Origin of the sequence: Arthrobacter sp. NPDC058097, assembly GCF_042884885.1 — a bacterium.
Lineage (GTDB): Bacteria > Actinomycetota > Actinomycetes > Actinomycetales > Micrococcaceae > Arthrobacter.
In genome coordinates this window covers 57,660-78,570 of record NZ_JBHVSZ010000007.1, presented here as the reverse complement: position 1 = coordinate 78,570, position 20,911 = coordinate 57,660, and the positions used below count along the sequence as shown (strand labels likewise).

Sequence of the window (20,911 nt, the reverse complement as noted above, 5' to 3'; positions counted from 1 at the left end):
ATCGGACAGAAAATCTGTGCTGGCATCCGCCGTCGCATGCTGCCGGACGAACAGGACGCGGCTGCATCCGAACCGAACCGGCGCCGGACGGATCTTCGCCTTGCCCCGGCCGCGCTGCTCGTATGGGCAGCCACTGTCGCCGGGCCATGGCTGGCACCGGTCAGCCTGCTGCTTATATGGGGCAGCCTTGCCGCGTGTGCTGGAGTGCTGCTGGCGATGGTCCTGCGTCGGAAGAGGGCCGGAGGGCACTGGCAGCGCAGTTTCCTGACCACCCTGACGGCAGCGCTCATGCTGGCCGCGGCATCGACCGCCCATTCTGCAGAGTCCTCGGCCCAGCGCCACGACGAACAGGTGGCAGGACTGATCGCCAGTCGGGCATCCGTTGTGGCGGAAGCCGAGATCACCGGGTCTCCGCGCGCCCTCAAGACGCCCGGCCCCTCGGGGCGTGCCGAACGCTGGGCAGTCGGGGCGGTGGCCAGATCGTTGACGTCCGGAGGCCAGATCACGCACGCCCGCCTGCCGGTGGTCATCGTTGGCGGGCAGGAATGGCAGCACGCCGGCACCGGCCAGCTGCTCCGGGCCACCGGACGGCTCCGGCCTCCGGACCCGGGCCGCGCGGAGGCAGCGGTGTTGAGTGCGTCATCACCGCCCGCCCGGCTTGCAGCAGCGCAGGATTGGCAGCAGGCGCCGGCCGCGCTGGGCAAGCGGTTCGCCTCGGCCTCGGCATGGCTGGCCCCCGACGCGAGAGGACTCCTCCCGGGCATGGTCACGGGCGATACCGGCGGACTCAGCGAGGAGCTCGAGACAACCATGAAAACCGTGGGCCTCACCCACCTGACGGCGGTATCCGGCGCCAACTGCAGCCTGATACTTGGCGCTCTGCTGCTGGCGGCACGCTCGTTGCGGCTTGCCAGGATCCCGGCCGCAGCGGTCGCCCTCGCAGGCCTCGGGTTGTTCGTTCTCATGGTGGGGCCCGATGCCAGCGTGCTCAGGGCATCGCTGATGGGTGCGATTGCGTTGGCCTCCCTGGCGGGCGGCCGGGCTGGCCGGGGACTGAGTTTCCTTTGCCTGGCCGTGATTGGCCTGCTGCTGGTGGAGCCGGAACTGGGCGTCAGCCTTGGGTTCCTGCTCTCCGTCCTGGCCACCTTGGGGATCATTGTGCTGGGCCGGTGCATCATGGGCTGGTTTCCAGCGAGCGTGCCGCGCTGGACTGCGGCAGCTCTTGCCGTGCCCCTGTCCGCCCAGGTTTTGTGCGGACCCGTCATCGTGATGCTGCAGCCACAGTTTTCCACATACTCGCTGCTGGCCAACGTCCTTGTTGCCCCGCTAGTAGCGCCTGTGACCATCCTGGGCACGGCTGCTGCGGCGCTCCTGCCCCTCGCGCCGTGGCTGGCCACCGTCCTGATCGGCGTTGCCGGCTTCTTTGCCGGCGGTGTGGCGGCCGTCGCCCGGTTCACTGCAGGACTACCCGGCGCCGCGCCGCCCTGGCCCGAAGGCGTGTTCGGGTTGCTGACAATGGTGCTCTGCTCCGTTGTGACCTTGCTCGCCGTGTGGATGGCTGCCCATCCCGCCCGGACAGTCAAACTGGTCTTCGCAGCGCACGCCGGCGTTGTCCGCCTCCTTGACCGGCTGCCGGAGATCAGGCTCCGCCGCGCCGGACCCAACGATCATGGGAGACTTAGAGTCTGCAACCTGAACTCCGGGAGGAATCACCAGTGGCCGCTGCCCAGCAACGACCGAAGACGCCGGCAGCCAATGCGGCGTCGTGGCGGGACGTAGCCCCTGCGGCGGTTGTCCTGATCACGGGTCCCGAGGAGTACCTCGGTATCCGTGCGATGGACCGTGTCCGGACACAGGTACGTGCGGCTGCGCCGGACGTGGAAGTCACGAGGCTCACTGCCGGCTCGTACGAGGCCGGGGCGCTGGCCATGAATGTCAGCCCGTCATTGTTCGGCGAAAGCAAGCTGATCGAGGTGGACGGCCTCGAAGCGATGAACGACGCCTTCCTGGCGGACGCACTGACCTATCTCAAACACGTGGAGCAGGACGCTGTCCTCGTGCTCCGACACGCCGGTGGAACCCGCGGCAAGAAGCTCCTCGACGCCGTGAAGGCCGGGGGATGGCCGACTGTCGACTGCCAGCCGCTAAAGAAGGATGCGGAAAAGACCGCGTTCGTCACGGCGGAGTTCAAGGCCGCCGCCCGCCGGATCACGCCGGAGGCAGTCCAGTCCCTGGTCAATGCCGTTGGCGCCAACCTGTCCGAGCTGGCGGCGGCGTGCAGCCAGCTCATAGCCGACGCATCCACTGCCGTGGATGCTGACATGGTCGACCGCTACTACGGGGGAAGAGTCGAGGCGACGGCCTTCAAGGTGGCCGACGCCGCGATGGCAGGCAACGGGCCTGTGGCTCTGTCCACCCTTCGGCATGCGCTGGCCACGGGCGCCGACCCGGTCCCGCTGGTGGCAGCGCTGGCGGCGAAACTGCGCACAGTCGCCAAGGTCGCCGGCGCCAAGGGTTCAGCGGCACAGATCGCCAAGCAGCTGGGCATGCAGCCGTGGCTGGTGGAGCAGGCACAGCGCGACGTCCGGAGGTGGACGCCCGAGGGCCTGGCACGGTCCATCCAGGTCACGGCCGAAGCTGACGCACAGGTGAAAGGACTGTCGCGTGATCCGGTGTACGCCGTGGAGCACGCCGTGACGGTAATAGCGGCTGCTGCCCGCGGGCGGTAGCCCGGCCAGGCAGTAGCGGGACGGCTGCCAGCGGACGCGGAACGGCTCGGAAGGGCGGCGGCCAGCTGAGCAGTATGGGCGGCGACCGCCGTCGGGAGTACCGCCGCCGGAAACTAATCCGGAAGCCCGCCGTCGGACGTTAAAGTTAAAAGAGAAGTGGCCGGCACCAATGGTGCCGGCCACAAGCATCAGTTCAGATGAACTGGGAAACCTTAGAGTGCGTTGACCTTCTTGGAGATCGCCGACTTGCGGTTTGCAGCGTTGTTCTTGTGCAGAACACCCTTGCTGACAGCCTTGTCCAGCTTACGGCTGGCAGAAACGAGCGCAGTAGTAGCAGCGTCCTTGTCGGAGGACTCAACGGCGGTGTTGACGGCGCGGATGGCCGTCTTCAGCTCGGACTTGACTGCGTTGTTGCGCAGGCGAGCCTTCTCGTTGGTCAGGATGCGCTTCTTCTGGGACTTGATATTTGCCACGTGTGAACTCTCTTTGTAATGCGGAAATGGTCTAGAGGGCTTTCAAGCTGGCCTTGACTGAGCGGCGTGGGGATACCTATGGCGGCCAGCCATCAGTGACCGTCGACCTGCACGGACACACAGCTATAAAGATTAGCAGGTCGGGGCCATTTGTGCCCATTCAGTGCGGAGACGGCGTGCCGGCGTCATTTCCAGCCGCGAAGCCGACGCAACTCGTCCGCCACCAGCCTAAACGTCTTCCGGTCCAGTACCGACCCCTCGCGCCGGATATCGGCCGGGTGGATCTGCAGGACGCGGTCCAGCTTGGCCTCGCTGGGCCGGCCCTGCCTGTCCCACGGTCCGGCGCCGATGTCCACGTAATCGAGGCGGGCGCGCGGGTGGCCGTCATGGTCCTTGCTGGTCAGCATCAGGCCCAGCAGGTAGCTGCCGTGGCTGCCCACCAGCAGGACAGGCCGGTCCTTGCCGCGCGAGTGGTCCTCTTCGAAGGGAACCCAGGTCCATACGATCTCGCCAGGGTCCGGGCGCCCGTCAGGGTTGGGGGAGTAGCGCGGGCTGGCCGAGCCGGTGAAGTCGCCCGGGTACTTGCCGGTGACACCGGCCGGGAGCCGGCCGGCGTTTCCGGCCCTGCCCCGGGCCGGCGAAGGAGTGGCGACCGCCGGTTGTCTTAGTACGCCGAGGAAGCGGAGCGAGGCGCGGACTGCGCCGCCGATCGAAGAGATGTTTAGGGCCATGCGGGCCACCCTACCGGCGCGGCGTTCGTAGTCTCTGGACGTCCGGGCGTGCGGGCCGCGCAAAATGTACTGCCAGCGCCCGGGACGTGGGAGACTAGAGGTTCAGATATTGCGGCAGGCAGCAGGATGGCCAGAGTTCAACCTGAACAACGCCGCTGAAATGCCAACAGTAAGGACCCTGCGTGTCTCCCATGGCCCGCACCGCCCCGGTGCCCGCCGCGACAGATCCGGCCATTATTCGGAATTTCTGCATCATCGCGCACATTGACCACGGTAAGTCCACCCTGGCCGACCGAATGCTGCAGTTCACCGGCGTCGTGCAGTCCCGCGACATGAAGGCCCAGTATCTGGACCGCATGGATATCGAGCGGGAGCGCGGCATCACCATCAAATCCCAGGCTGTCCGCATGCCGTGGGAGCTCGATGGCGTGAGCTACGCCCTGAACATGATCGACACGCCGGGCCACGTGGACTTCACCTATGAGGTGTCCCGGTCGCTCGCCGCCTGCGAAGGCGCAGTGCTGCTCGTGGACGCCGCACAGGGCATCGAGGCCCAAACGCTGGCCAACCTGTACCTGGCGATGGAAAACGATCTCACCATCATCCCGGTCCTGAACAAGATCGACCTGCCGGCCGCGCAGCCTGAGAAGTACGCCGCCGAACTGGCCAGCCTGATCGGCGGCGATCCCGAAGACGTCCTGCTGGTCTCCGGCAAGACCGGCGTGGGCGTCGAGGCCCTCCTGGACAAGATCGTCCGCGACCTGCCCGCGCCCGTCGGCGACCCCGACGCGCCTGCCCGGGCCATGATTTTTGACTCCGTCTATGACACGTACCGCGGCGTGGTCACTTATGTCCGCGTGGTGGACGGCATGCTGCACCCGCGTGAGCGCATCCAGATGATGTCCACCAAGGCCAGCCACGAACTGCTGGAAATCGGCGTCAGCTCCCCGGAGCCCATACCGTCCAAGGGCCTGGGTGTCGGCGAGGTGGGCTACCTCATCACCGGTGTGAAGGACGTCCGCCAGTCCAAGGTGGGCGACACCGTCACCAACCTCGCCAAGCCCGCCGCGGAATCGCTGAGCGGCTACGCGGATCCCAAGCCCATGGTGTTCTCGGGCCTCTACCCGCTGGACGGCACCGACTACCCGGTGCTGCGCGACGCGCTGGACAAGCTCAAGCTGAACGACGCAGCCCTGATCTACGAACCGGAAACCTCCGCGGCCCTGGGTTTCGGCTTCCGCGTAGGCTTCCTCGGCCTGCTGCACCTGGAGATCGTCCGTGAACGCCTCGAACGCGAGTTCAACCTGGACCTGATCTCCACCGCGCCGAACGTGGTCTACGAGGTCACGCTCGAGGACAAGAACGTGGTCACGGTGACGAACCCCAGCGAGTTCCCCTCCGGCAAGATCAATGAGGTCCGCGAACCCATGGTGGCCGCGACCATCCTGGCCCCCAACGAGTTCGTCGGCGCCATCATGGAGCTCTGCCAGGGCCGCCGCGGCGTCATGCGCGGCATGGACTACCTGTCCGAGGACCGGGTCGAGCTGCGGTACTGGATGCCGCTGGCCGAAATCGTCTTTGACTTCTTCGACCTGCTCAAGTCCAAGACGCGCGGCTACGCCTCGCTGGACTGGAAGGCCGACGGCGAACAGGTCGCCGACCTGGTCAAGGTGGACATCCTGCTCCAGGGCGAACAGGTGGACGCCTTCAGTGCCATCACCCACAAGGACAAGGCTTACGCCTACGGCGTGATGATGACCGGCAAGCTGCGCGAACTCATCCCGCGCCAGCAGTTCGAGGTGCCCATCCAGGCGGCCATCGGCTCCCGGATCATCGCCCGCGAGTCCATCCGCGCCATCCGCAAGGACGTTCTTGCCAAGTGCTACGGCGGTGACATCTCCCGTAAGCGCAAACTGCTGGAAAAGCAGAAGGAAGGCAAGAAGCGCATGAAGATGGTGGGGCGCGTGGAAGTGCCGCAGGAAGCCTTCATCGCAGCCCTCACCACCGACGAATCCAAGGACAAGGCCAAGAAGTAGTGATGACCGTGGCCCGAATCTCCGGAGGCCGCACGCATGCCTAGCGTTCTTCCCCTGGGCGACCCCGCGCCGTCGGACGGCCTGCTGCCGCAGCAGGCGGCCGACGGTGCAGCCAGCCGGGCCTTCGGGCTGTACGTGCACATCCCGTTTTGCGCGGTGCGCTGCGGCTACTGCGACTTCAACACCTATACCGCAACCGAGCTCGGCGGCGGCGCGTCCCAGGACGCGTACGCCTCCACCGTCATCTCGGAAGTGGACTTTGCCGCGCGGGTCCTTGAGGAGTCTGGCCTGCCCGCCCGGAAACTGAGCACCGTGTTCTTCGGCGGCGGGACTCCTACGCTGCTGCCTGCAGAGGACCTGGCGCGGATCCTCCGCGCCGCCATCGACACCTGGGGGATCGAACCAGGCGCCGAGGTGACCACGGAGGCCAACCCGGACTCCGTCACGCCGGAATCCCTAAAGCTGCTGGCCGACGCCGGCTTCACCCGTGTGTCCTTCGGCATGCAGTCCGCCGTACCCCACGTGCTGAAGGTCCTCGACCGCACCCACACGCCGAGCCGCGTTCCGCTCGTGGTGCAGTGGGCGCGCGACGCCGGACTCGCCGTCAGCCTGGACCTCATCTACGGCACGCCCGGAGAATCCATGGAGGACTGGCGCTTTTCGCTTGAGACCGCCCTTTCCTACAAGCCGGACCACATCAGCGCCTACGCACTGATCATTGAGGACGGCACCAAGCTCGCCGCCCAGATCCGCCGCGGCGAAGTTCCGGAAATCGACGACGACGACCACGCCGACAAGTACGAGCTCGCCGACAGGATGATCAACGACGCCGGCCTGCACTGGTACGAGGTCAGCAACTGGTCCGCGACGCCGGAACAGGCCTGCCGCCACAACCTCGCCTACTGGCGCGGGGACGACTGGTGGGGCGTCGGCCCGGGCGCGCATTCGCACGTTGGCGGAGTGCGCTGGTGGAACGTCAAGCACCCCACCGCCTACGCCGGCCGGCTCGGCTCAGGTGTCTCGCCGGCGGCGGGGCGCGAAACGCTCGACGACGAAACCCGGGTTGTCGAAAAGGTCATGCTGGAGGCCCGGCTTTCCTCGGGGCTCGCAACGGCTGCCTTGGCGCCGTCCGGCAGGAAGGCCGTTGCCGGCCTGATCGCCGACGGCCTCGTGGTGCCGGAGGATGCCTTCCGGGGCCGCCTCGTCCTTACGCTGAAGGGCCGCCTGCTGGCGGACGCCGTGGTCCGCAGGCTCCTGCCGGACTAGTTCCGGCGACAGACAAACAACGCGGGGTCACTTTCAGCCCAATATCCCTACCGGATTGGGCTGAAACTGACCTCGCGTTGTTTTTTGCCTGCCTGATCCGGCCGGTTACTTGATCCAGCGCAGGTTGTACTGGTAGCGGTGCGGCTGGCCCTTGTTGACGTGGACGCCGGCGGACACCGCGAAGCAGGTCAGCGCAATCCAGATGAGTGTGGCCACGACCGCGAACAGGTTGCCGACGACCGGAAGCAGCACCAGCAGATTGGCTACGAAGGCCGCAATGGTGGGCGGCAGGGTGAAGTTGAGGGCTTCCTTGGACTCCTGCGCGGTGAACGGGCCGCGGTCGCGGAAGATGAGGTAGATCAGCAGCGCCGGAACGCAGCCGAGGATGCCGCCGAAGTGCGCCAGGGTGGCCCACTGCCGGTCCTCGCTGGCCGTCAGCGGAAGCGCATTGGCCGGAACGCCATGGTACTGGGGCAGGTCCTGGCCGGACTGTGTGTCCCTGCGGTCGCGAGCGTCTTCTGCCACGGTGTCTTCCTTTAGCTTGCGTTGGTGCGTTGGTGCGTTGGTGCTTTGATACGGCGCCGGGCCCGCGGTGCGGTGACGCCGTACCAAGGATACCGGGCTGTACGGGCAATCGCGGGCCGAACGCCGAATCGCCGGGCCGACGCTACGGAACTGTAAGGAAATCGATGACCTCTTCCACCCGGCCCAGCAGGGCGGGCTCAAGGTCAGCGTAGGTGCGCACGGCGCCGAGGAGTTTCTGCCAGCCGAGGCCAATGTCCTCCTTGGTCTCATGCGGCCAGCCGAAGGCGGTGAGGATCCCGGTCTTCCAGTCCGTGCCGCGCGGCACCACCGGCCACTGTGGAATGCCGAGCACCGACGGCCGGATCGCCTGCCAGACGTCGACGTACGGGTGGCCGACGATCAGCACGTTCCCGGTGGCGCCGGGGGATGCCATCACGGCGTCGGCGATCCTGGATTCCTTGGAATCGGGGACCAGGTGGTCCACCAGGACACCCAGCCTGCGGCCGGGACCGGGGCGGAAGGAGGCAACGGCTGCTGCCAGGTCATCGATGCCATGAAGAGGTTCGACGACGATGCCCTCCACGCGGAGGTCGTCGCCCCAGACCTTTTCCACGAGTTCGGCGTCATGCTTGCCTTCGACCCAGATCCGGCTGGCCTTGGCCACCTGTGCCCGCTGCCCTTCCACCCGCACCGAGCCCGACGCCGTCCGGTTGGCCGTGCCCTGCCCGGCGGGCTTCGCCTTGGGGGCAGGGGGCATCAGGCGGATCGGCTGGCCTTCGAGGAGGAAGCCGAAGCCCAGTTTGAAGGACCGGGACTTTCCGCGGCGGTCCTCAAGCGCCACCACGTGCATGCCGCCGGACTTCTCCACCCGTGTCACCGCGCCCACCCAGCCGGACTGGACGTCCTCGAGCACCATGCCGCGCTCCACCGGCACCTCCGGCAGGCTGTTCTTGGCGGGCGCTGCCATCTCCTGCGGGCCCCAGGTCTGATACTGCATTCGTTCACCGCTCTGCACTAGGAAGGAGCCGCTCCGGCCGCGGTCATGCCGCCGGGGGACAGGCGCCCGGAATTTCGCCCGGAGCGGTACCAATGCTAACAACGCGGCGAGTCATATTAGACTTGTTAGCACTTAGGCATGTCGAGTGCTAACCACAGCGCCGGCGGGCAGGATTAACGCCCGGCGCGGTCAAGGCCAAAAGGAGGTGGACTGTGAGCGAACCACGCAGGCTTGAGGTGCTGCGCGCCATCGTGGAGGACTATGTCCATTCCCGCGAGCCCGTCGGCTCCAAGGCCCTGGTGGAACGGCACCATCTGGGCGTATCCAGCGCCACCATCCGAAACGACATGGCGGCCCTGGAGGACGAGGGCCTCATCACTGCGCCGCATACCAGCGCAGGCAGGATTCCCACGGACAAGGGCTACCGCCTGTTCGTCGACCAGATTTCCGCCGTCAAGCCGTTGTCCCCGGCTGAGAAGCGCGCCATTCAGACCCTCCTCGAGGGGTCGGAGGACCTTGACGACGTCCTGGACCGCACGGCCCGGCTCCTGTCCCAGCTGACCAACCAGGTCGCCGTCGTGCAGTACCCGCACCTGAGCCGCGCCGTGGTGCGGCACATCGAATTCGTGCTGCTGGCGCCGCGGAAGGTGCTGATAGTCCTCATCGCCGACTCCGGCAAAGTTGACCAGCGCGTGGTCGACGCCGGGCAGGATCTGTCAGACGACACGCTCGCCGCCCTGCGCACCCGGTTCCTGACCGGTGTGGCCGGAACGCCGGTGGCCATCCTGCCCCAGCATCTGGCCGCTGTCGTGGCCGGCTGCACGCCGGCCGAACGCCCCGTTGCCATGGCCCTGGGCAAGGGACTGGAAGGTCTCGCCCACAACAGCCGGGAGGACCGGATGGTGCTCGCAGGAACGGCCAACCTGGCGCGGTCCAACGTGGACTTCCCGCTCAGCATCGGGCCCGTGCTGGAAGCGCTCGAGGAACAGGTGGTGATGCTGCGGCTCCTGAGCGACATGGCGCAGGACCCGCGCGGCGTGGCCGTCAGCATCGGCCGTGAAAACCCCTACGACGGGCTGGCCGAGGCGTCGGTGGTGGCCACCGGCTACGGCCCCGACGCCACCGCCAAGGTGGGCATCCTCGGCCCCACCCGGATGGACTATCCCACCACCATGGCCGCCGTCCGCGCGGTGGCCCGCTACCTTTCGAGGATTCTGGGCCCGTGACCGCACGCCCCGGACATCCTTTGACCCCAGGCAGAACAACCAGGAAGAGATACGAACTTTGAGCAGCCACTACGACGTTCTTGGAGTCTCCCCGGAAGCCACCGGCGAGGAGATCAAAAAGGCCTACCGCAAGCTGGCCCGCTCGCTTCACCCGGACGTCAATCCCGGGGAAGACGCCGCTGAACGGTTCAAGGCCGTCACCCACGCCTATGAGGTGCTGTCCGATCCCCAGAAGCGCAGGGTCTACGACACCACCGGCAACGAGAACGGGACCGACAACGGCTTCGGCGGCGGCTACGCCGGCCAGGGCTTCGCGTTCCAGGACATCTTTGACACCTTCTTCGGTGCCGGCGGAACCTCCGGGCCCGCGTCCCGCGTCCGCCGCGGCCAGGACGCGCTCATCAGCGTCCGGATCGACCTGCGCGATGCCGTCTTCGGCGTCAACAAGAAGCTGGAAGTGGACACAGCCGTCACCTGCCCCACCTGTGAAGGCTCCTGCTGCCGCGAAGGCAGCCACCCCGAACGCTGCGACATCTGCGGCGGCAGCGGCCAGGTGCAGCGGGCGGTCCGTTCCATCCTCGGTCAGGTCATGACCGCGGCCCCCTGCGGTTCCTGCGAAGGCTTCGGCACGGTCATCAAGGACCCCTGCAACGAATGCAGCGGCCAGGGCCGCATCCGCAGCCGCCGTTCCCTGACCATCAAGGTCCCGGCCGGTGTGGCCACCGGAACACGGATCCAGCTCTCCGGCCAGGGTGAGGCCGGCCCCGCGGGCGGCCCGTCCGGCGACCTCTACGTGGAAATCCGGGTCAACAACGACCCCACCTACATCCGCGAGGGCGACGACCTCCACGCCACCCTGAACATCCCCATGACCGCCGCTGCCCTCGGCACGGAACTGAGCCTGGAGACCTTCGACGGCAAGCAGGAGATCGACGTCAAGGCGGGCACGCAGTCCGGCGAGATCATCACCCTGCGCGGACTCGGGGTCACCCACCTGCGAGGCTACGGCCGCGGCGACCTCAAGGTCCACCTGCAGGTGGAAACACCGTCCAAGCTCGACCCCGCCCAGGAGGACCTGCTCCGGCAACTGGCAAAGCTCCGCGGCGAGCAGTTCTCCGAGGGCAAGCTCGCAGCGAGCGGCGGCGTCTTCGCCAAGCTGCGGGACCGCCTCGGTAACCTGTAGCGGTGAGCAACCCCGTATTCTTCACGCCGGCCGGCGCGCTGGACAGCACAGCACCCGGCTCGGTGTTCGTCCTCGACGGCGCCGAGGCCCGCCATGCGGTGACCGTCAAGCGCCTGGCCGTCGGGGAACAGGTGGACATTGCCGACGGCGCGGGGAAACGCATCACTGGCACCGTGACGGATGCTGCCGCGGCCGAACTGACGGTCGAATGCACGTCCGTCAGCCTTGAACCGCGGCCGGACGTGCGCCTTGTGCTCGTGCAGGCTCTCGCCAAGGGCGACCGGGACGAGCTGGCGATCGAAACCGCCACCGAGCTGGGGATCGACGCCGTGATCCCCTGGCAGTCGGAACGCTCCATCGTCAGGTGGAAGGGTGAGCGGGCAGCGAAGGCACACGGGAAATGGCAGTCCGCCGTGACGGCGGCCGCCAAGCAGGCGCGCCGCGCCTGGATCCCCGAGGTGCGGCCCGCCGTCGACACCCAGGCCCTGGCCAGGGAAGTGGCGGAAGCAGGCCTCGCCGTGATCCTGCACGAAGACGCTGTTACGCCGCTGCGGCGGGTTCTTGGCAGGTGGTCCGAGGAGCGCCAGGACGCGGCCGGAGCCGTCGAAATTTTCCTGATTGTTGGTCCGGAAGGGGGCATCAGCCCCCGCGAGGTCACCCGGCTGTGCAGCGCCGGGGCCGTGACGGCACTGTTGGGACCGCACGTGCTGCGGTCGTCGACTGCGGGACCGGCCGGCGTCGTGGTTGCCAGCGACGTCCTGGGCCGCTGGTAGGTTCAGCGCACTTTTAGTGGGCGGGGACCGGTAGCCAGCCAACCTGGCGGTCGGTGATGCTAGCGGACGGCGAACCCGCGCGAGTCCACGTTGAGTTCGTCCTCGGGCTTGCCGGGGTCGAGCTGGGAAACCCGTACCTCATAGTTCCCGGGCGCGAGGTTCACCGTGATGCCGAAGATCCCGGAGGCGCCGGGATCAGCCGCGGCCCTGGCTTCCCCGGTCAGGTAGCTCTCCTTGTCGCCGTTGTCCTGGACTTTGAGGATGCGCCAGTGGAGCTTGCCGTTGGGGACGGTGCTGCGCCCGGAGATCTTGACCCGGCCGTCGCCGACTTCGGTGCCTTCCTGCGGATCAATGATCCACACCGGCGCCACCATTCCGGCGCTGCGGGACGTGGGGGCACCGAGCTTGACGTGCTTGAACGCCAGATAGTCCGTGTGCCCGTCCACCAGGATGACCACTTCGATTTGCTGGCCTGCGTCAATCAGGCCCGAGCTGGCACCGGCGGCGGTAGCGGTGTACACCAGCTGCTGGATGGCCCGCTGGGCCATGTCCGCGTCGAGGTTGCTGTTGAAGGCATCCGCGGAAACGTCCACGGTGATGACGTTGGTGCCCGAGATCGACGTCGCGAGGTTCTTGGGGTTCTGCCACGGCGTGAAGTAGTCGGGATCCAGCGGCGTCTCGGACATCATGGCGCGCAGGGCCCGGGTGATCGGGTTCTCGTCGTCAGGAACGTCGCGGAACTCGCGGTACAGGAAGACGTTGCTGTTGCTCCGCCCGATCCAGTAGACCGGCGCCTTGTTGGACGACTGCGTTGTCTCCAGCGGGGCGCTGGTGGTGGGGACGCCGTCCGTGCCGGCGGCCCGGCGCGAGGAGGACGTCGGGGAGTTCGCGGACGTCACCGAGGGATCGGGATCGGCGATGCACCCGGACAGCAGCAGGGCAGCCGGAAGCAGCGCGGACAGCAGCACGGAGCGCGTCCTCGGTACTTTCCGGCCCGGAGTTCCTGGCTGACTGATGCTGGCGATCCCTTCGAATGAGCAGTTGTGTGCGGGCACGCCGGACCGTTGCCGGCGAGCTCCTTTTCCAGCATTACACGAGACATTGCGGCGCTGGGTGCCTTTCGCGGCAGGCGGCCGAACTGCAACGGGAACGATATGAGGCCGATACAAAGTTGATACCTAATTGCGGGAACGCGTTACGGAAATGCGGTCCGCCGTGACCTTCCGGGACGGCAGGCCGGGGCGTGCGCTGGCGTAAGATGTAAGGACGCAAACGAGTTATTCCGAACTGGAGGGAACCTAAGGCCTGAGGGCCGTCACCATGACTGAATCAGCAAACGGAAAGCGCCGCCTCAACACGGGGGACCGAACCACGGGCGAATTCCCCCATACTCTCCCCGGTGTCCGGACGGAGGTGGTCATCTTCGATAACTCTGATCAGATGGTGCAGTCGCTGGGAAGCCACGACGAGGCCCTCCGCTTTATCGAGGACCAGTTCCCGGCCGTCAGTTTCCACGTCCGCGGCAATGAACTCTCCATCAACGGACCCGCCGCCGACGTTCCGCGGATCATGCGCCTGCTTCACGAGGTCCGCGGTCTCGTGGCCCGCGGCACCGTTATTACGCCGGCGGTTCTCCAGCAGCTGGTCTCGCTGCTCCGCAGCCAGTCGCTGCAGAATCCGGTGGAGGTGCTGACGCACGACATCCTGTCCAGCCGCGGCAAGACCATCAGGCCCAAGACGCTGAACCAGAAGAACTACGTGGACGCCATCGACGCGAACACGGTGATCTTCGGAATCGGCCCGGCCGGTACCGGCAAGACCTACCTCGCGGTGGCCAAGGCGGTGCAGGCGCTGCAGCAGAAGGAAGTCAGCCGGATCATCCTCACCCGCCCCGCCGTCGAAGCGGGCGAACGGCTGGGGTTCCTTCCCGGCACGCTCAGCGACAAGATCGACCCGTACCTGCGTCCGCTGTACGACGCGCTGCACGACATGATGGACCCGGAGTCCATTCCCCGGCTCATGGCGGCCGGCACCATCGAGGTGGCGCCGCTGGCCTACATGAGGGGCCGGACGCTGAACGACGCCTTCATCATCCTCGACGAGGCACAGAACACCACGCCGGAACAGATGAAAATGTTCCTGACCCGCCTCGGCTTCGGCTCCAAGATGGTGGTCACCGGCGACATCACGCAGGTGGACCTTCCGTTCGGGACCCGCTCCGGCCTGCGCATCGTCGAGGAGATCCTCACCGGAATCGACGATGTCAGCTTCTCTGTCCTGGACGCCGCCGACGTTGTCCGCCACCGCCTGGTGGGGGACATCGTCAACGCCTACAGCATCTGGGACGAAGCACAACGCAACCGGGTCAAGCATTCCGTTCCCCGGGAACGACGGGAGAGCACGCATGAGCATCGAAGTTAACAACGAATCCGGCATCCAGGTGGACGAAGCCCGCCTGGTGGCGCTGGCACGCTTCATCTTCGAACAGCTGTACATCCACCCGCAGGCGGAACTGTCCATCCTGCTCGTGGACGAGCCGGCCATGGAAAAGCTGCACATCGAACTGATGGATGAGCCCGGAGCCACCGATGTGCTGTCCGTGCCCATGGACGAGCTGACCCCGGGCACCCCGGACAAGCCGACGCCGCAGGGGATGCTTGGCGACATAGCCATCTGCCCGCAGGTGGCCGAGGTCCAGGCCCGGAATGCCGGGCATTCCACGCAGGACGAGATGCTGCTGCTGACCACGCACGGAATCCTCCACCTGCTCGGCTATGACCACGCCGAACCCGAGGAGAAGGCAGAAATGTTCGGCCTGCAGCGTGAACTGCTGACCGCATTCACCGGCAAAGAAGCACCGGCCGAGACCACCCAGTGACCTCCCTGCTCCTTGTCTGCATGGCGCTGGCGTTTCTCGGTGCCGCAGCGCTGCTGACTGCTGCCGAGGCGGCGTTCAGCTTTCTTCCGCGCCACGACGCCGAGCAGGCTGTGCAGGGGAGCCAGGGCCCGGCGTTGCGCAGGATCCTGGACCAGCCGATGACGCACATGCGTGCCCTGCGCTTCTGGCGGATCTGGTTCGAGACGGCCTCCGCCGTGGCTGTGGCCGTGCTGCTTTACAGCCTGCTGGACAACGTCTGGCTCGCCGGCCTGGCCGCGACAGGCATCATGGCGGTCCTCGGGTTTGTGCTGGTGGGCGTCTCGCCACGCCAGCTGGGCCGCTCGCATCCGGCCGCCGTGGCGCGGAACTCGGCATCGCTGGTGCGGTTCCTGGCCTGGATTCTGGGGCCCATCCCGGCCTGGCTGGTCCGGCTGGGCAGCGCCGTGGCTCCGGGTTCGCCCAACGGTGACGACTCCTACTTCAGCGAGGAGGAGTTCCGCGAACTGGTTGACCGGGCCACCGAGTCGGACGTGATCGAGGACAACGAGGCCGAACTCATCCAGTCCGTCTTCGAGTTCGGGGACACGCTGGTCCGCGCCGTCATGGTGCCGAGGACGGACATCCTGACCATTGACGCCGGCTCGAGCCTGCACAGCGCCATGGCACTGTTCCTGCGGTCCGGGTACTCCAGGATCCCGGTCATCGGCGAGAACACCGACCAGATTTTGGGCATCATCTACCTCAAGGATGTGGCGGCCGCGATCCATGGCATGGACCCCGAGGCCGAGCCGCCCGTGGTGGACATGCTGGCCCGCGAGGTCCGCTACGTGCCGGATTCCAAGCCGGTGAGCGAACTCCTGCGGGAACTGCAGAAGGAGTCCACGCACGTGGCCATCGTCATCGACGAGTACGGCGGCACCGCAGGATTGGTGACGCTCGAGGACCTGATCGAAGAGCTCGTCGGCGAAATCGTGGACGAGTACGACTCCGAGAGCGCCGCCGTCGTCGACCTGGGCGACGGAACATTCCGGGTGAGCGCCCGGATGGGGATCGACGACCTTGGCGAGCTGTTCGGCATCGAACTCGACGACGACGAGGTGGACACCGTGGGCGGCCTGCTGGCCAAGGCCCTGGGCCGGGTCCCCATCGTGGGCAGCGCGGTGGATGTTGACGGCGTTTCGCTGCGCGCCGAGCGGCTGGAAGGCCGCCGGAACCGCGTCAGCCACATCATTGCGGCCGCTGCGCCGAAAGAACACACTGACCTTGACGAACTTCTCGACGAGGCCGAATCAATGCAACAGGGAGTTCCACGTGAGCAAGCAGAATAAGGCCGACGGCGGCGAACCGTTCGGCGGGTACCATGCCGGATTCTCGGTGCTGGTGGGCCGTCCGAACGCCGGCAAATCCACCCTCACCAACGCCCTGGTGGGCAAGAAGGTGGCCATCACGTCCGCGAAGCCGCAGACCACGCGGCATACCATCCGCGGTATCGTCCACCGCGAGGACGCCCAGCTGATCCTCGTGGACACCCCCGGCCTGCACCGGCCCCGCACCCTGCTGGGCAAGCGGCTCAACGACCTCGTCGCCGACACCCTCTCCGAGGTGGACGCGATCGGGTTCTGCATCCCCGCCAACGAGAAGATCGGCCCAGGTGACAAGTTCATCGCCGCCCAGCTCGCCGCGGTAGGCCGCAAGCCGGTGATTGCCCTCGTGACCAAGGCGGACCTGGTGGACCGGCAGGCCCTGACCGAGCAGCTGCTGGCCGTCGCCGAACTCGGCAGGGAAGTGCTGGGCGAGGACGGCTGGAAGGACATCGTTCCGGTCTCGGCCGCGGACGGCTTCCAGGTGGACACGGTGGCGGACGTCCTGATCAGCCACATGCCGCCGTCGCCCCCGCTCTATCCGGACGGCGAGCTGACCGATGAACCGGAGGCCGTCATGGTGGCCGAACTCATCCGCGAGGCCGCGCTGGAGGGCGTGCGCGACGAGCTGCCGCACTCCCTGGCCGTGGTGGTCGAGGAGATCGTGCCGCGCGAGGGCCGGACCGAGGACAATCCGCTCCTGGATGTCCGCGTAAACCTCTATGTGGAGCGCCCGTCGCAGAAGGCGATCATCATCGGCAAGGGCGGAAGCCGCCTGCGCGAGGTCGGCACCAACGCCCGCAAGGGCATCGAGGCGCTCTTGGGCACCCGCATCTACCTCGACCTGCACGTCAAGGTGGCCAAGGACTGGCAGCGCGACCCGAAGCAGCTGGTGAAACTGGGGTTCTGAGCCGCCCGCGCCCGCGCGCCGGGCCGCCAACGCCTGATTGCCGGGGTTTTCCCAGAAACGGCTACTAAAATAGGCCGGATCCCATTTTTTCGAGGAAGGTACACCCTGTGGTGCGACGCCGCGACAACCGCGCCCAAGGACCGGGCACACCCGCCCGCTCCGAGCCAGCTGCCCGGCATGCCGAGGACTCCCGGCTGGGCGCCGCCCGGCACCTGAATGTCCGCCACATGCCCACGTGGCTCAAGGTGACCACCGCCGTTGTCGCCGTGGTCCTGGCCGGCGGCCTGGCCTTTGCCGGCTACTGGTACTTCAGGCTGCAGTCCAACATCTCCACGTCCGCACTGGGCGCCGGCAGCAGCCGCACGGACACCACGGACGACGCCACCGGCAGGCTGCAGATCCTGATCCTGGGTTCCGACACCCGCGACGGCAAGAACTCCAATTACGGCAGCACCGAGGATTCCACCGGCTACGGCAACTCCGACGTCATGATGCTCATGGACATCTCGGAGGACAACAAGCGGGTCAACGTCATCAGCTTTCCCCGCGACCTGCTGGTGGACATCCCCAAGTGCACCGACCAGAAGACCGGCAAGCAGTACCCGGCCCGCAGCGGCATCATGATCAATGAGGCCATGAAGGAAGCCGGCATCGGCTGCGCCGTTGACACCGTCAACAAGCTGACCGGCATGGAGGTGGACCACTTCATGATGGCCGACTTCAACGCCGTCAAGGAGCTGTCGAACGCCGTGGGGGGCGTCTCGGTGTGCATCAGCGACGCCGTCTATGACCCCGACTCGCGGCTGCGGCTGCCCAAGGGCACCTCCCAGGTGCAGGGCGAACAGGCCCTGGCGTTTCTGCGCACCCGCCATGCGTTCGGCGACGGCGGCGACCTCGGCCGCATCAAGGCCCAGCAGGGCTTCCTGTCCTCCCTGACCCGGAAGATCAAGGACGACGGCACCCTTTCCAACCCGGCGAAGCTGCTGAACATCGCCGACGTCATCACCAAGAACCTGACGGTCGACGACGGACTCGCCTCCGTGCCCTCGATGATCACGATCGCCAACCGGCTGAAGACGATCGACGTCGGCAAGGTCGCCTTTGTGGCGATGCCCACCGTGCCGGCCACCAGCGATCCCAACCGGCTGGAAGCCGCGCCGGCCGCCGCGCAGCTGTTTGCTGCCCTGCGCAAGGACGTCGACCTGACCGACCCGGACGGGAAGGAAACCCCGTCACCGTCGGCGACGCCCTCACCGTCGGCCAGCTCCACTCCGAAGGCCACCCCGAAGCCCACCGCCACGGCGGCGCCGTATGACAAGGCGCTGCAGCCCATCACCGTGGCCAACGGCACCGGCTCAGCCACGCGGACCCAGGAAATCGTGGAGGCCGTTGTTGCCGGCGGATTCACCCAGGTGGGGCAGTTGGAGGCCGAGACCACGGCAAAGACCATGGTTTACTACGGCCCGGAATTCGCGGACGTCGCCGCCGATGTGGCAGCCCTGTTCGGTATTCCGGCCGCCCAGGTGGCGCCTTCGTCCGGCGTCGCGGGCGTGCAGCTGTACCTCGGCTCCGACTTCCCGTCCGGCACTAAGTACGGCAAGACCACCGTCCCCAAGGACGTCGTCAACCAGACCGCGGGCGACACCGTCTGCCAGAAGGCAAACCCTGAACTGATCGTCCAGCAGTAACCGGCCGGCAGGCCGGACATCCAGGCAGGCCAGCCACAAGCATCCGGGCACAAAAAATGCCGGGCCGCCCCGAACAGGGGCGGCCCGGCATTTCTGCTCTCACCAGATGCTGACGCGCTCCGCCGGAGGCATCCACATGCCGTCCTCCTCCGTGACGCCGAACGCGGCGTGGAACGAGTCGAGGTTCTTGGCAATGGCGTTGGTGCGGAACTCGTTGGGGGAGTGCGGGTCCGTGGCGAGGCGCCGGATGGCCTCCTCGGCGCGGATCACCTGGCGCCAGCCCGCGGCCCAGGAAGCGAAGAAGCGCTGTTCACCCGTCAGCCCGTCGAGCACCGGAGGTTCCTGGCCGTCGAGGCTCAGGCGGTAGGCCTTGTGCGCAATTGTGAGTCCGCCGAGGTCCCCGATGTTCTCGCCCAGCGTGAGCTTGCCGTTGACGTTGTGGCCGGGCGCGGCATACGGGGACAGTGCGTCGAACTGGTCCACGAGTCGTCCGGTCAGGGCTTCGAAGGCCTTGCGGTCGTCCTCGGTCCACCAGTTGCGCAGTTCGCCCGTGCCGTCGAACTGCGAGCCCTGGTCGTCGAAGCCGTGGCCGATCTCGTGCCCGATCACGGCCCCGATGCCGCCGTAGTTCACGGCGTCGTCCGCTTCGGCGGTGAAGAAGGGCGGCTGGAGGATCGCCGCCGGGAAGACGATCTCGTTCAGCATCGGGTGGTAGTAGGCGTTGACGGTCTGCGGCGTCATGAGCCACTTGTTGTGATCCACCGGCTTGCCCACCTCGTCAAGGTGCCGGTCGACGTCGGCGTTGTGGGCCCGCTCCACGTTGCCGAGCAGGTCCGCGGGGTCGATGACCACGGCGGAGTAGTCGATCCATTCGTCCGGGAAGCCGATCTTCGCCCGGAATGCCCCCAGTTTCCGGAGCGCCTCGGCTTTGGTGTCCTCGCCCATCCATTCCAGGCCGCTGAAGCTCTGCCGGTAGGCCTCGATCAGGTTCCCCACCAGGGTCTGCATGCGGGCCTTGTGGCCCTCGGGGAAGTGCCGGGCCACGTAGATCTGGCCCACGGCCTCGCCCAGTGCGGCCTCGACGACGGCGACGCCCCGCTTCCAGCGGTCCTTGTTCCGCGGTGTGCCGCTGATGGTGGTGCCATGGAAGGCGAAGTTCGTGTCCACAAAAGTGGACGAGAGGTAGGGGGCCGCCGAGTTGATGACCCTTAGGGCAAGCCACTCCTGCCATACCGGCAGTGACTCTGAGGCCAGCAGCGCGGCGGCACCGGCGAAGAAGTCGGGGGTGCTGACCACGATCTCCTGCCGCTTCTCCGGGGCAATGTCCGCTGCGTCAAACCACGTGTCCAGCAGCGGGAACAGCTCGCGTGCCTCGTCCGCAGACTTCAGGTTGTAGGTTTTCTGCGGGTCGCGGAGCGTGACGTTGTCCCAGTGGTGCGAGGCGAGGGAGGTCTCCAGCGCCACCACCCGGGCTGCGGCGTATTCGGGATCGGCCACGCCGGCCAGGCCGAACATGGTGCCCACGTACTCCCGGTAGGACTCCACCACCGGGGCGAATTTCTCTTCACGGTAGTAGGACTCGTCCGGGAGCCCGAGGCCGCCCTGGCCGGTGTACAGGAGAACGCGGTCGGGGTTGCCGGCGTCGGGTGCCGGATAGATGTAGAAAAGTCCGGACACATCGGCACGGAAGAGCCGGCCGGCCAGGGCCAGCAGCTCGGAAATGGTGGCGGTGGCGAAGACCTCGGCCAGACGTCCGCGGATGGGGTCCATGCCCTTGGCTTCGACGGCTGCCTCATCCATGAAGCTGCTGTAGAGGTCGCCGATCTTCCGCTCGATGCCGCTGGCCTCGGCTCCCTTGGCAGCGGCTTCCTCGATGATTTCCCGGACCGCCAGCTCGGAGCCGTCGCGAAGCGCAGTGAAGGTGCCTTCCAGCGGGCGGTCGTCAGGGATGGTGGTGTCCTTCAGCCAGGCGCCGTTCACATGCTGGTAGAGGTCGTCCTGTGGCCTCACGCTGTGGTCGATGTTTGACAGGGCGATCCCCGAAATTGGCACAGGTTCTCCTTCGATGACGGGCTGCGGCCGGCACTTTCACCGGGGGCAGCGTCTGCATGGTGGACGTTGCTGGAGGTGTTGCC

At 66.9% G+C, this 20,911-nt stretch carries 18 protein-coding genes; 12 read left to right on the top strand and 6 right to left on the bottom strand.

The features are described from left to right. Positions 1-36: 36 nt before the first annotated feature. Positions 37-1,779 (top strand): ComEC/Rec2 family competence protein, encoded by a 1,743-nt coding sequence (locus ACFVTE_RS13370; RefSeq protein WP_387101098.1) that lies wholly within the window; start codon positions 37-39, stop codon positions 1,777-1,779. Further along, entirely contained in the window at positions 1,716-2,729 is a 1,014-nt protein-coding gene (gene holA / locus ACFVTE_RS13365; RefSeq protein ID WP_387101096.1) for a DNA polymerase III subunit delta, read from the top strand. Before ACFVTE_RS13370 ends, holA begins: the two co-directional genes overlap by 64 nt. A 212-nt stretch (positions 2,730-2,941) precedes the next feature. On the opposite strand, the gene rpsT is transcribed toward holA, so the two are convergent. After that, positions 2,942-3,202 carry a 30S ribosomal protein S20 gene (gene rpsT / locus ACFVTE_RS13360; protein WP_111903413.1) on the bottom strand — a complete coding sequence of 87 codons (261 nt, stop codon included), beginning with the start codon at positions 3,200-3,202 and terminating at the stop codon, positions 2,942-2,944. A 185-nt stretch (positions 3,203-3,387) separates the two neighbouring features. Further along, positions 3,388-3,933: a type II toxin-antitoxin system PemK/MazF family toxin gene (locus ACFVTE_RS13355; RefSeq protein WP_387101093.1), complete on the bottom strand. Its 546-nt coding sequence runs from the start codon at positions 3,931-3,933 to the stop codon at positions 3,388-3,390. A gap of 182 nt (positions 3,934-4,115) precedes the next feature. On the opposite strand from ACFVTE_RS13355, the gene lepA reads away from it, so the two are divergent. After that, positions 4,116-5,969 carry a translation elongation factor 4 gene (lepA, locus tag ACFVTE_RS13350; protein WP_387101091.1) on the top strand — a complete coding sequence of 618 codons (1,854 nt, stop codon included), beginning with the start codon at positions 4,116-4,118 and terminating at the stop codon, positions 5,967-5,969. 36 nt (positions 5,970-6,005) lie between these two features. Next, positions 6,006-7,235 carry a radical SAM family heme chaperone HemW gene (gene hemW / locus ACFVTE_RS13345; protein WP_387101090.1) on the top strand — a complete coding sequence of 410 codons (1,230 nt, stop codon included), beginning with the start codon at positions 6,006-6,008 and terminating at the stop codon, positions 7,233-7,235. Between the two features lie 105 nt (positions 7,236-7,340). Here hemW and ACFVTE_RS13340 read toward each other — a convergent pair whose 3' ends face one another. Further along, positions 7,341-7,760, bottom strand: coding sequence for a DUF4870 domain-containing protein (locus ACFVTE_RS13340; protein WP_003800826.1), 420 nt, complete (start codon positions 7,758-7,760; stop codon positions 7,341-7,343). 142 nt (positions 7,761-7,902) lie between these two features. Continuing rightward, positions 7,903-8,757 carry a DUF3097 domain-containing protein gene (locus ACFVTE_RS13335; protein WP_387101088.1) on the bottom strand — a complete coding sequence of 285 codons (855 nt, stop codon included), beginning with the start codon at positions 8,755-8,757 and terminating at the stop codon, positions 7,903-7,905. 212 nt (positions 8,758-8,969) lie between these two features. On the opposite strand from ACFVTE_RS13335, the gene hrcA reads away from it, so the two are divergent. The 3 genes from hrcA to ACFVTE_RS13320 are packed head-to-tail and all read left to right on the top strand — an operon-like array spanning position 8,970 to position 11,939. After that, entirely contained in the window at positions 8,970-9,983 is a 1,014-nt protein-coding gene (gene hrcA, locus ACFVTE_RS13330) for a heat-inducible transcriptional repressor HrcA (RefSeq protein ID WP_387101086.1), read from the top strand. Positions 9,984-10,041: 58 nt separating this feature from the next. Continuing rightward, positions 10,042-11,166, top strand: coding sequence for a molecular chaperone DnaJ (gene dnaJ, locus ACFVTE_RS13325; protein WP_387101084.1), 1,125 nt, complete (start codon positions 10,042-10,044; stop codon positions 11,164-11,166). Between the two features lie 2 nt (positions 11,167-11,168). Beyond that, entirely contained in the window at positions 11,169-11,939 is a 771-nt protein-coding gene (locus ACFVTE_RS13320) for a 16S rRNA (uracil(1498)-N(3))-methyltransferase (protein WP_387101082.1), read from the top strand. Between the two features lie 59 nt (positions 11,940-11,998). On the opposite strand, the gene ACFVTE_RS13315 is transcribed toward ACFVTE_RS13320, so the two are convergent. Further along, the gene (locus tag ACFVTE_RS13315) at positions 11,999-12,907 is read right to left on the bottom strand and encodes a GerMN domain-containing protein (protein ID WP_387101080.1); all 909 of its coding nucleotides are present in this window, start codon (positions 12,905-12,907) and stop codon (positions 11,999-12,001) included. A gap of 352 nt (positions 12,908-13,259) precedes the next feature. On the opposite strand from ACFVTE_RS13315, the gene ACFVTE_RS13310 reads away from it, so the two are divergent. The 5 genes from ACFVTE_RS13310 to ACFVTE_RS13290 all read left to right on the top strand — a co-directional run bounded on the left by ACFVTE_RS13310 (position 13,260) and on the right by ACFVTE_RS13290 (position 18,776). Further along, positions 13,260-14,360 carry a PhoH family protein gene (locus ACFVTE_RS13310; RefSeq protein WP_387101078.1) on the top strand — a complete coding sequence of 367 codons (1,101 nt, stop codon included), beginning with the start codon at positions 13,260-13,262 and terminating at the stop codon, positions 14,358-14,360. Next, a complete protein-coding gene (gene ybeY, locus ACFVTE_RS13305; RefSeq protein WP_306923804.1) occupies positions 14,344-14,817 on the top strand; it encodes an rRNA maturation RNase YbeY in 474 nt (157 codons plus the stop codon). The genes ACFVTE_RS13310 and ybeY overlap by 17 nt, the downstream gene beginning before the upstream one ends. After that, positions 14,814-16,145, top strand: a complete 1,332-nt coding sequence (locus ACFVTE_RS13300) for a hemolysin family protein (protein WP_387101076.1) — start codon at positions 14,814-14,816, stop codon at positions 16,143-16,145. The genes ybeY and ACFVTE_RS13300 overlap by 4 nt, the downstream gene beginning before the upstream one ends. Further along, complete coding sequence (gene era, locus ACFVTE_RS13295; RefSeq protein ID WP_387101074.1) at positions 16,129-17,088, top strand: GTPase Era; 960 nt, start codon at positions 16,129-16,131, stop codon at positions 17,086-17,088. Before ACFVTE_RS13300 ends, era begins: the two co-directional genes overlap by 17 nt. Before the next feature lie 107 nt (positions 17,089-17,195). Further along, a complete protein-coding gene (locus tag ACFVTE_RS13290) occupies positions 17,196-18,776 on the top strand; it encodes an LCP family protein (protein WP_387101072.1) in 1,581 nt (526 codons plus the stop codon). Between the two features lie 99 nt (positions 18,777-18,875). Here ACFVTE_RS13290 and ACFVTE_RS13285 read toward each other — a convergent pair whose 3' ends face one another. After that, positions 18,876-20,828: a M13 family metallopeptidase gene (locus tag ACFVTE_RS13285; protein WP_387101071.1), complete on the bottom strand. Its 1,953-nt coding sequence runs from the start codon at positions 20,826-20,828 to the stop codon at positions 18,876-18,878. Between the last annotated feature and the right edge of the window lie 83 nt (positions 20,829-20,911).